The sequence below is a fragment of the Nonomuraea sp. NPDC005650 genome, assembly GCF_040605375.1.
In the GTDB taxonomy this organism is placed as follows: domain Bacteria; phylum Actinomycetota; class Actinomycetes; order Streptosporangiales; family Streptosporangiaceae; genus Nonomuraea.
Genome location: NZ_JBEXCR010000138.1, coordinates 1 through 1,446, shown reverse-complemented (window position 1 = coordinate 1,446; position 1,446 = coordinate 1). Strand labels below are relative to the sequence as shown.

The 1,446-nt window shown below is 72.7% G+C and carries 1 protein-coding gene; it reads left to right on the top strand.

The genetic code is table 11. From position 1 onward, the window contains the following. Positions 1-1,446 (top strand): LamG domain-containing protein (locus ABZS69_RS67040; protein WP_355395668.1); only part of this gene is annotated, 1,446 nt, incomplete at both ends.

Sequence of the window (1,446 nt, the reverse complement as noted above, 5' to 3'; positions counted from 1 at the left end):
GTCACCGGGACCGGTTCGTCCGGCTCGGCCTACTACGCGACGATCCCGGTCAGCCTGTACGCCGACGGCGCGCTGATCCGCTGGCGCGTGCGGGGCGAGGACGGCAAGGCCACCAGCGCCTGGAGCCCCTGGTGCGAGGCCACCGTGGACGCCACCGCCCCGGGCCGCGAGCCGGTCGTGTCCTCGCCCCAGTACTCCGAGGACACCTGGAACGACGGCGTCGGCCTGGCCGGCACCTTCACGTTCGACCCCAACGGCGTCACCGACGTGGCCGCCTACGTCTACGGCCTGGACACCACGCCCAAGACCGAGGTCGCGCCCGCCGCCGACGGCACGGCCACGATCGCGCTCACCCCGCGCCACGACGGCCCCAACGTCCTGTCGGTACGCAGCAAGGACCGGGCGGGCCAGCTCGGCCCGATCCGCACCTACGTCTTCAACGTCAACAGCGGCAAGGGCCCGAGCGGCCACTGGGCCATGAACGAGGGCCAGGGCGGCGTGACCGCCGACGCCACCGGCGCGCACCCCGCCACCCTGTACGGGACGTCGTGGACGACCGGCAGGACCGGCGCGGGGCTGAAGCTCGCCAACGCCTACGCGCAGACCTCCGGCCCGATCACCGACACCAGCCGCAACTTCACCATCTCCGCCTGGGCGAGGCTGACCGGCAACGCCGCCACCGCCACCGTCGTCACCCAGGAAGGCACCAGAACCGGAGGCTTCGCGCTCCAGTACTCCAAGCCGGACGACCGCTGGGCGCTGGTGCGCGCGGGTTCGGACGCCGACGGTGCCGCGACGGTCAAGGCGCTGTCGGCCGCCGCCCCGAGGCTGAACGAGTGGACCCATCTGGTGGGGGTCTACGACTCGGCCGCGGGCCAGATCTCGCTCTATGTCAACGGCAAGCTGGAGTCTTCGGTCGCCTTCACCCAGCCGTGGAACGCCACCGGACCGCTGACCATCGGCCGTGGCAAGGTCAACGGCGCGGCAGCGGAGTCCTGGCCGGGTGATGTGGACGAGGTCCGCGTCTATGGCCGGGCGATGTTCGCCGACGAGGTCGCCGATCTGGTCAACAGCGCTGCCACGCTGGTCGGCCACTGGCAGCTGGATGAGGAATCGGGCACGAGCGCGGCGGAGGCTTCCGGCCGCTCGACGGCGGCGACGCTGGCCGGGGGCGCGTCGTGGACGGCCGGCTGGCTGGACGGCGCGCTCGCGCTGGACGGCGTCAACGGCTACGCCCAGAGCGGCGGGCCCGCGGTGAACACCAGGTCGAGCTTCACCGTGGCAGCCTGGGCCCAGCTCGACTACCTACCCACCGTCGACACCTTCGCGGTGGCCCAGCCGGGCAGCCGGGCGGCCGGGTTCCAGCTCGGCTTCGACAAGGAGCAGGGCCGCTGGACCCTCGGTATGAGGGCTGCCGACACCGACACCGGCGCCTTGGTGCGGACC